General features: G+C 60.2%; 7 protein-coding genes and 4 pseudogenes. 8 read left to right on the forward strand and 3 right to left on the reverse strand.

Annotation, left to right across the window (positions count from 1 at the left end):
- Positions 1-206: 206 nt before the first annotated feature.
- A complete protein-coding gene (locus tag C1I89_RS14765) occupies positions 207-629 on the reverse strand; it encodes a hypothetical protein (protein WP_258231438.1) in 423 nt (140 codons plus the stop codon).
- Between C1I89_RS14765 and C1I89_RS14770 the strand changes: the two genes are divergently transcribed.
- Positions 546-2,519, forward strand: a complete 1,974-nt coding sequence (locus C1I89_RS14770) for an FUSC family protein (RefSeq protein ID WP_146196907.1) — start codon at positions 546-548, stop codon at positions 2,517-2,519. The two genes, C1I89_RS14765 and C1I89_RS14770, sit on opposite strands and share 84 nt — an antisense overlap.
- Before the next feature lie 116 nt (positions 2,520-2,635).
- A pseudogene (locus C1I89_RS35755) lies at positions 2,636-2,746 on the forward strand (helix-turn-helix domain-containing protein); the annotation flags it as partial.
- A 199-nt stretch (positions 2,747-2,945) separates the two neighbouring features.
- Here C1I89_RS35755 and C1I89_RS35265 read toward each other — a convergent pair.
- Together C1I89_RS35265 and C1I89_RS34515 are read right to left on the reverse strand one after the other, a co-directional pair.
- On the reverse strand, positions 2,946-3,335 hold the full coding sequence (locus C1I89_RS35265) for an FCD domain-containing protein (protein ID WP_181390956.1): 390 nt from the start codon (positions 3,333-3,335) through the stop codon (positions 2,946-2,948).
- A 52-nt stretch (positions 3,336-3,387) separates the two neighbouring features.
- Entirely contained in the window at positions 3,388-3,567 is a 180-nt protein-coding gene (locus tag C1I89_RS34515; protein ID WP_181390957.1) for a hypothetical protein, read from the reverse strand.
- A 516-nt stretch (positions 3,568-4,083) separates the two neighbouring features.
- Here C1I89_RS34515 and C1I89_RS14780 point away from each other — a divergent pair.
- The 6 genes and pseudogenes from C1I89_RS14780 to C1I89_RS14805 form a co-directional block, all read left to right on the forward strand.
- Complete coding sequence (locus C1I89_RS14780) at positions 4,084-5,217, forward strand: glycosyltransferase family 4 protein (protein ID WP_102773473.1); 1,134 nt, start codon at positions 4,084-4,086, stop codon at positions 5,215-5,217.
- Positions 5,218-5,237: 20 nt separating this feature from the next.
- Positions 5,238-5,954 carry a PhoP regulatory network YrbL family protein gene (locus C1I89_RS14785; protein WP_258231439.1) on the forward strand — a complete coding sequence of 239 codons (717 nt, stop codon included), beginning with the start codon at positions 5,238-5,240 and terminating at the stop codon, positions 5,952-5,954.
- Between the two features lie 9 nt (positions 5,955-5,963).
- Positions 5,964-6,399, forward strand: a pseudogene (locus C1I89_RS35270) (phage integrase central domain-containing protein); the annotation flags it as partial.
- Positions 6,400-6,845: 446 nt separating this feature from the next.
- Complete coding sequence (locus C1I89_RS14795) at positions 6,846-7,919, forward strand: zinc-dependent alcohol dehydrogenase family protein (RefSeq protein WP_102773476.1); 1,074 nt, start codon at positions 6,846-6,848, stop codon at positions 7,917-7,919.
- Positions 7,920-7,943: 24 nt separating this feature from the next.
- Positions 7,944-8,275: pseudogene (locus tag C1I89_RS14800) on the forward strand (integrase core domain-containing protein); the annotation flags it as partial.
- Between the two features lie 457 nt (positions 8,276-8,732).
- Positions 8,733-9,052 (forward strand): annotated as a pseudogene (locus tag C1I89_RS14805) (transposase); the annotation flags it as partial.

A 9,052-nucleotide genomic window follows, 5' to 3' on the forward strand; every position in this document is an offset into this window, starting at 1 on the left:
GCGATGGTCGTCAATCGGCAGCCATTGCGCCCCGCAATGGGCTGGCGGCAGGTGCACGCCAGAATCGAGACGGGTCGAGCGGGAGATCCGTATGCCTGCAGAGCGGGGACGGGAAACGATGCCTGCGCGGCTCGGGATAGATGAGGCCCGCGGCCACCGTGGGGCCGCCCTCGGCTCAAGGAACGCGTTGGCCCGCAAACTCGCAATCAAGTCGAGGCGGCCGCTTCTATGGCCGTCAGATAGGCGGTCAGCACTCGCGGTATTTCGCGCAAGTACAACTCGGCGTGCAGAGGATCCGCCCGGTACCCGATATGAATGATGCCGGCCGCGGTCGCCTGCAGCACTGCGGCGTAGTCTTCCCTGTATGCTGACTTGAGCTTGGGCAACCGGGCCTCGAGCACGCTCAACACTACTCGGAAGAAATCGGCATCGTTGTCCCGCCCGTCGCGTCCGTGCATCAGGGGCAGGAAGTCTGCGTGGCGTCGCAGATAATCGACGTATGGCGTCACGAGATTGTCGATCGTCGCGGCGGGCGAGAGCGGGCAATGAATCGTTGGAGGCCCGCACAGTGGCTCTTCTCGGCCAAACTGTACTTGGCCGCGATGCTGGCCTACGCGGTCTCTGTGCATATGGCGCTGCCGCAGAGCTATTGGGCAGTCGTGACGTGCTGTGTCGTGATGAGCCCGTCGTCTGGCGCGATTCGTTCCAAATCTATCTATAGGGGCATGGGCACGTTCTGCGGCGGCGTGGTGGCGCTGCTGCTGACGTTCGTCGTCGCCGGGGTGCCACTGCTCATGGTGATCGGAGTAGGGGGGATAGCCGGGGCAGGCTTCGGTTTAGCTTTGCTTGATCGGACTCCCCGGGCCTATGGTTTTCAGCTCTTTGCGGTGACGCTATTGCTGATTGTGACGTCCGGCATTGATCATCCTGAAAAAATGTTCGATACCGCGGTAGCCCGCATTTGCGAGATTTGGGTGGGACTGGCGTGCTGCGCGGTCGTGGATAGCGTTCTGGCACCGCGGTCGCTTGGACTGGCCGTGCGCGGGCGTTTGCATGCCTGGTTCTCGGATATGGCGAACTGGATGGACGACGCGCTGTTGGGGCAGCGCGGCGATGCGTCATCCAGTCATGACCGCCATCGCATCATCGCCGACTTGACCTCCATGTCCATTCTTGCGGGGCAGCTCAGTTACGACCCCGGCGTCGGAATCCGCGAACGTGGCTGCGTGTTTGCCATTCAGCGGCGCCTATTGCGGCTGGTGCCGCTGCTTTCCTCCGTGGAAGCCTATTCTTCACTGTGGCCGTCCGAAGAGCGGTGCGCCTTGTCGGAATGGAAGGCGGCAGTGGCGCGGCGCGCGCGGCAAGGACTGCCTGCCGACGAGCCGCTGCTTGTCGAGGGGCGCAAGGTGATGTCCGGCGATACGCCTGACGCGCCATGGAAAGCGCTCACTCGCGGCAACTTCAGGGAACTCGTGTCCGACGTGCTGCTGTTATGGGCAGAGATCCGCCAGATTCAGGCGTACTTGACCGATGGGCGTCCGCTGCCGGCCGGCCTTGTCCGGCATGTGTCGGAAGCTCGGCCGTTCCCGCTTTGGCCGGATTTCGGGCTGGCGCTGCGCGTGTCGGTAGGTATTCTTATCGCGTACTCGGCCCTGTGCGGCTTGTGGTGGGCCACTGGCTGGACCCAGGGGGCGAATGCGGTTCTCATGGGGGTGGTAGCGCTGGCTTTCTTCGGGACGCTGGACGAGGCCGGCAGGGCTATCGGTCTATTCCTGCGATTCAGCATGATGGGGTTGGCCCTGGCCGGAATCCTGAGCTTTGGATTGCTGCCGCTGGCCCAGAACTATGAGACGTTTCTGGTCGTCATGGCGATAGTCATGCTGCCGCTCGGGGCATGGGCAGCTTCCTCGCCTCTGGCCATATTGCTTCTGGCCATCGCGCTTAGCAATTCCGATTTGCAGGCCGCCTATGCGCCGCGCGATTTTGGCGCGTTCCTGGACGCCTGTCTCGCCACCCTGATCGGTATCGCCGTGGGACAATGGTGCATCGGTTTCGTTCGGTTTTTGGGAACCGAGCACATGCTTCGGCGGCTGGCGGAACAGGAGCGCAAGGACGTCAAGGCGTTGACGCGCCATACCGGGGCGCAGGCGCGGGACAACTATATGAACCGGTCGCTCGACCGCATCGGCAACATTGTCAGTCGCAGGCCGGCAGGCAGCGACGGCAGTGTCCGGCTGCTGTCCCGCCTGAGGGCAGGGGTGGCGGTTTCCCTGATCCAGGAGGCGGCCGCGGGCATGGGCGTCAGGAGTAATCTGCACGATGCTTGCGAGGCGATTTTTGCCGAGATCCGTCGCGGGTGGGAAGAGAACGCTCCTCCTCAATTGCTGCTGCGCGTTGACGACGCGCTGTCCGCAGCGTGGCGCATGGATGGCGGGGCACCGCCTGCGCTGGTGCGAGGCCTGGTGGGCTTGCGCGTTGCCTTGTTCGAGCGTTCGAGCCCTTGGGAGCCGTCGGCATGATTACGGAGGAGCATTCATTGCGTCTTCGCAAGATAGCCCTGACGCCGGAGAATGAAGTCAGTAAAGACATAGACAGATTGCGCGATATGGCGTTATTTGCCTAGGTAGCGAAAACGGGGAGCTTTACCAAGGCATGCCTGTCGTTGGGAGTGCCGACATCGATGCTGTCGTGCCGGGTCTCGGCCTTCGAATGCGACATCAAAGTCAGGCTGTTCAACTGCACAACGCGACGGCTGACCTCGGCTTTGTGGCCGACCATTGCGGTGGGGGGGCTTGGTGAAGAGATCCAGGGCCTTGGGAAGAGCATCGGGGGGACGCCTGCGGGCGAGATTACCTTCGATGATATGGGCGCGATAGTTGTGCCCGGCGCAGAAGATGTTTTTGCGCGGCCGGGGAGTCGGTTCCGGGAACTCAAGTTGTCTGGCATCATGCGGCGAAGCCACTACCAGTGGCGCGATCGCCCATGTCGACGATGTCGGCCACCTGGACAGGCGCAGCGACCTCTGACAGCGGATGGTGCAGACGCGACCATGCCTCGGTGGGATCGATTACCTTGGCGTCATCGATCAGCGACCGCCAAGCGCGTCGAGCTTCTCTGCGCGTATGTAAGCAGTTTCGTTTGTGCGAATCGTCCAGTCCGTTGATCTGGCTATCTGTGGAAATGCGCTTCAGCAGTTCTTCCACGTGACTGCGCGCGATGTGCTCGGCCTCGCCTGCGTCCCGTTTTTCGATGGCATCGATGATCGCCAGGTGTTCCCGCAGGAATTGGGTGCCCGTCTGGGGCGTTTGGTTGCCTGCGCCTTGAGCATGTCGCAATGGTGGAAGGACTTCTGGACCTTTTCCTGCAGACGTTGGAGGCCGGGCGCATCTAGGTGGTATGGAAATCGTTGTTCGCGCCCGAGTACTCGTCGATACACGTGGCAGGGCTTTCATCGTTGAACGGCGGACAGATCTTTCGTAGCACATCGACATTCCGCTGAGATGCATTTATCGCCGCTTCGCGGGCGGTAAAACCTTCCAGCTCGAAATGCTGCTTCAGCCATTCCACATACTCCTCGTGAGTCGGGGGCGAAAGAAGCGTGCCACGATGCCGCATCCATTTTCAGGATACCTTCCTGCCCCAGCGCCCCGCACACCGGAGTGCGGCTGCCCCTTGCTGTCTAGCAAGTTCTTCGTCGCGTACCGGGACCGGTCCATCGATGTCCCGGGTCCGGGCAAGGACATGCGGGCGCACAGCTCGGTAGGTGTGATCGGCCGGATCATCGGTATCAGACATGTTCGGGATTGTTCGGCAATTTTTGCAGAGGGAGAAATCCGTGGCGTGCGCGCCACGAATATTCGAATGATCAGGTCGCTACGGCGGTGGAAAACACATTTCCAGATACGGATCTATTGGCGATATCTGCCCGTAGGCCTGGAAATAGAAGGGTTTCTCTGGAAATACGATCAATTGGCGCGTGGACCCTTGGTTGCACAATCATTGCCTCGCCTATATGTTCCTTTATCAGTCAAGAAATTGTGCGGCCTTTATTGCTAGGTGAGAGAGCGCCGCCACCCCTATTCCATGTCTTCCGAAATACCCCGATTTCTACGCATTGCACATGCCGAGGCGGCTCTGGGCCTCGGCGGTCAAGAACGCCGAATTCTCAAAGAAATGCATGCCATGCGCGAGCGCGGGCATTATGTGGAGTTGATATGCAGACCCGAGGCGAAGCTTGTTCAGGTTGCGACTGACATCGGTATCAAGGTGCGCACGCTGCCCATGGGAGGTTTGCTGAATTTGTTGCGCGGCGCGCCCAAGGTATGCCGCATGTTGCGAGAGGGGCGCTTCGACGTCCTCAATACGCACAGCCGTATAGACACATTGCTGGCCGGATTGGGCGCCCGCATGGCGGGCACGCCTTTGATCGTGCGCACCCGCCACCTGACCAACCCCGTCAATTCCATGCTTGCCTACACCTGGGTGCCGCACCGGGTCACCACGGTCAGCAACCATGTCCGGAAATACCTGATCGAGCGAGGCGTGCCAGCAGATCGGGTGGAGACTATCTATTCTCCCATCACGCCGCCGCCGCCGGGGCTGCGCTCGGCCTTGCGCGAAGAACTGAATTTGCCGCCTGGGTCCATCGTGGTCTGCTGTGTGGCCATCCTGAGAGCGACGAAGGGGCACCGCAACCTCATCGAGGCCATGCGGCCCTTGATGGAGGAGCGGCCTCAGGTACATCTGGTCCTGGTGGGTAGCGGATCCCCGCTGTTCGAGCAGTTGCAGGCCATGATCGAAGGGATCGGGCTGGCTGACCGCATCCACATGCTGGGATTTCGTCATGACGTGCCGAACATCCTGGCCGGTAGCGATATTTTCGCGCTGGCGACTCAGAAGGAGGCGTCGGGCACCGTATATGTCGAGGCAGCAGCCGCGGGCCTGCCCGTCATCGGCGTCGACGTGGGCGGCGTGAGCGAAATGGTGCGCGATGGGGAGACGGGAATACTGGTGCCGACAGGCGAGGTCGCCGGGCTCAGAGCCGCGCTAGCCAACCTGCTCGATGATGACGGCCTGCGGGCGCGCATGGGCGAGGCGGGCAGGCGCATGGTGCATGCCGAGGGCAAGTTTTCGCTAGCTGGGTTGGCAGAACGCACCGAGCAGGTTTACAGCAGCTGGCTTGCAGAGCTCGGCTCTCGCGGGCCGTCAGCGCTGTAGTCGTATTGAGAATGTGCGCCATGTATAGGGCCTCCGTCCTCCAGGGCAGGGCTGAGCAGGCGCCCGATTCGATCGGGCTGGAGGCCCTTTCCGAGAAATTCTCTCTAGGGGGCCAGGGGACATTCGAGGTGCTGGATCTGGGCCAGGCCGCTGTTTCGGCGGCGGGTAGCGAGCGCGACGTGTATCTGCACCCGACCGACCGTTCCTTGGTCATCAAGGTTATCAACCGGACGCGCATCTATGAATCCGGCCGCAGGGTGGCCTGGCACAAGCGTTTCCAGCGCGAGGGCGCCCATCGCGTCTTCATCGCGGAAACCGTCGAGTACATCGCCACCACTGCCCGTCTGGGGACGAGTCGGGGCAATATGCTGATGGCGCGCATCGCCGGTCTGGTCCTGACCTCACAGGGCCTGGGGCTGACGGTGGAGCGCATCGTGGATGGGCAGGGACGCCTGGCGCCCACGCTCAAACAGGTGGTAGCGCATCATGGCTTCGGGCCGGAGTTGCGCCTTCTCGTGCACGAATTCTTCATGGCGCTGATCGATGCGCACGTGATTTTCAACGACGTTAGCGCGAGCAACATCGTGCTGGGCTTCAATGCGGACGGAAAGAAAGGGTTGTATCTGGTGGATGGCGTCGGTTCCAAGCAGTTGCTACCGCTGTATGCGTGGAGCAAGGCGCTCAACGGCCGGCGCCTGCTGCGCAAGTATCGGGAAATGGTGGACAAGCTGTCATAGCGCGCGGACGACCGGAGGTGGCACGCGGCTAGGCTGGTGGCGAACACGCCCTCAAGAACGTCTTCGATGCCAGGGTCCCGCATCGTCGCAAGGCGTTCAATACGTCTCAAAGCACGCTTTCGCAGATCCTGCGCATCTTCAACAAGGATGTGCTGCTCACCCTGGGAAAGATGTCCATTACGACATTCGCCACCCTCAGCCAATGGGCGTCCTCGCGACGATCGAGAAACGCAAGGCGTTCACCGCGGTAGAGAAGGTCTTCGCCTGGCTCAACCGGTTATTCCGCTATGCCGTCGTCACCGCGGAGGGGGGGGCGTCAACCCGACGGCCGACCTAGACGTGGTGGCGGAGCCGAAGCTTTTGATGGCTTATGCTCTCATCTGTATCTGCCCGAGTTGCCTGAGTCCCTTCAGAAGCTCCGACCTACAGTCCTCGCGGCTGGCAGCCCTAGCTTGGCGGCCATTGGCCGCGTGGATTTCAAAGCCACCGAAATCGGCGCGTTGTGCGCTCAGTGCGGCGCGGGCGTAAGCATTGAGGATCGCGGCAATTTCTTCTATCTCCAGTGCGCGCGCCGTTTTGAAGGGAGCCCGAGCCAGGTCGCCATTGCCGGCCGGCACGCACGGCGCCATTCCATCAGCCGCGTTCCCCGGAACGACTGCATGATAATCTGGCTGCTCTGGCCGTGGACTGCCGGCTGAGTAGATTGGCCGTCTGGATGCGGTGAGCAGCCCGGTACTCTCGGTGGTGCGTCTCCCCCATCGCCTGAGCGGCCGGTGCATCGAATGTTGTGGCCTGAGTTTCTCCAGAAAGGCGACGCTCCCGAACTCGGCCCATGATCGTTATCATTCGATTTTCGAGAGCGGGTGCACATTTTCTTCCAAGGAGTACTCAATGAAAGCTATGGTCTATTACGGTGAAGGCGACATTCGTTTTGAAGAGCGCGAAAAGCCGCAATTGCTTGCGCCAACCGATGTAATCATTCGCATGACGAAAACCACAATTTGCGGCACCGACCTGGGCATATGGAAAGGCAAGAACCCCGAGATCGAGCAAGCGGCTAAAGCCAAGACGGGAAACTTCAATGGTCGCATCTTGGGCCATGAAGGCATTGGCATCGTTGACGAGGTAGGCGGTGCTGTGACCAACTTCAAAAAGGGCGACAAGGTTATTATCTCCTGCGTGAGTCGCTGCGGCATTTGTGAGAACTGTCAAAAGCAACTCTATGCCCACTGCCGCAATGGCGGCGGCTGGATCTTGGGCTACATGATCGACGGTACACAGGCCGAATTTGTGCGCACTCCCTTTGCGGACAATTCGCTGTACCTACTGCCAGAAGGCCTCAGCGAAGACGTTGCCGTCCTGCTGTCCGACGCTCTGCCGACCGCGCATGAAATTGGCGTGCAATATGGCAACGTTCAGCCCGGCGACAGCATCGCCATCGTGGGGGCCGGCCCGGTTGGCATGGGTTGCGTACTCACCGCCCAGTTATATTCACCGTCCAGCATCATCGTCATCGACATGGATGACAACCGCTTAGCCATGGCCCGCGAACTTGGGGCCACTCACACCATCAACTCGGCCAGGGACGATGCCGTTTCCCGCGTGCTGGAGATCACCGAGGGCCGTGGCGTGGATTGTGCAATGGAGGCTGTTGGCGTGGAAGCCACTTGGGATATTTGCCAACACGTCGTCAAAGAAGGTGGGCACATTGCCAACGTTGGCGTGCATGGCAAACCCGTGAAATTTGCTTTGGAAAAGCTTTGGATAAAAAATCTCACCATTACCACCGGTCTCGTCAACGCCAATACAACCGGCATGCTGCTCAAAACCTGCTGCTCCGGCAAGCTGCCAATCGATAAGCTCGCCACTCATAGCTTTGGGTTTTCCGAGCTGCCCAAAGCCTACAACGTATTTAAACACGCAGCTGATGAAAAGGCCATGAAAGTCATGATTGACTTCCAATAGCCTGCTCGCGATCTGTCAGAAGGTGTGTTCCATGCGCTGGAGCAAGCGCTGTACGCCGGGCAACCCGAGCGCGATCGCAGCCTGGTTTACCAGTCAGATCGCGGGTCGCAATACGTGTTCATTCGCTACACAGAGCGCCTGGATGAGGCAGGAATCGAACCCTCGGGGCAGCAACGGGGACAGCCGCAACAACGCGCTGGCCGAGACCATCAACGGTCTGCATAGGTGGAATTGATCCAGCGGCGAGCAACCTGGAAGGCCAAGGAATCGGTGGAACTGGCCACCTTGGAGTGGTGTCCTGGTTCAACTATCAACGGCTGCACCAGCCCATCGGATATATCCTCTGGCTGAAGTAGAGGTAGCGTAGCCAATTCTATTGAAAATGTCTGCGCCCGTGCTTGCATAGGCCTCTCTTCAGCGTAGACGTCGGCCGGTAGAATTTCAGGGCAGTCATAAGTCGGAAACTACCTTGAAGAAAAGTAGGTTTACGGGAGGCCAGATGTTTCGGTGCTAAAGGATGGTGAGACCGGCATGCTGGTCGCTGAGGGGAAGAGCAAGTATTCAGGCGTGTAGGTGTCCGAAATGCAGCGGCTGCGCGAGCTAGAGGCCGAGAGCGCCAAGCTTAAGCGCATGTATTCGGATCTGGCCTTTGGAGAATTTGGCGATCAAGGATGTCCTGAACCGGACATCTGACGCCGTTGGCCAGGCGCGAGGTCGTCGAACAGGTGGTGCAAGTCCGATTGTCGATCTGGTCTGCCCCCTGAAAAGTGGTCCTCCCTGAAGTAGGCTATTGAGCCGTAGGAGGACGTTGGAATGCCCCAGAAGAAGCACAAACCCGAAGAGATCGTGGCGAAGCTGCGCCAAGTCGATGTTCTGTTGTCGCAAGGTCGTTCTGTCGGAGAAGCGGTCCGTTTGATCGGCGTGACGCAGTTTACGTATTACCGGTGGCGCAAGGAGTTCGGTGGCCTGAAGGGTGACCAGGTGAAGCGGCTGAAGGAGCTCGAGAAAGAGAATGACCGGCTGCGCAAGGCGGTCTCGGACCTGACACTCGAGAAGCTGATCCTGAAAGAGGCTGCTTCGGGAAACTTCTGAGCCCCGCTCGCCGTCGCCGTTGCGTCGATCGTGTCATGGCG

The sequence above is a fragment of the Achromobacter pulmonis genome, from assembly GCF_002885955.2.
GTDB classification, from domain to species: Bacteria; Pseudomonadota; Gammaproteobacteria; order Burkholderiales; family Burkholderiaceae_B; genus Achromobacter; species Achromobacter pulmonis_A.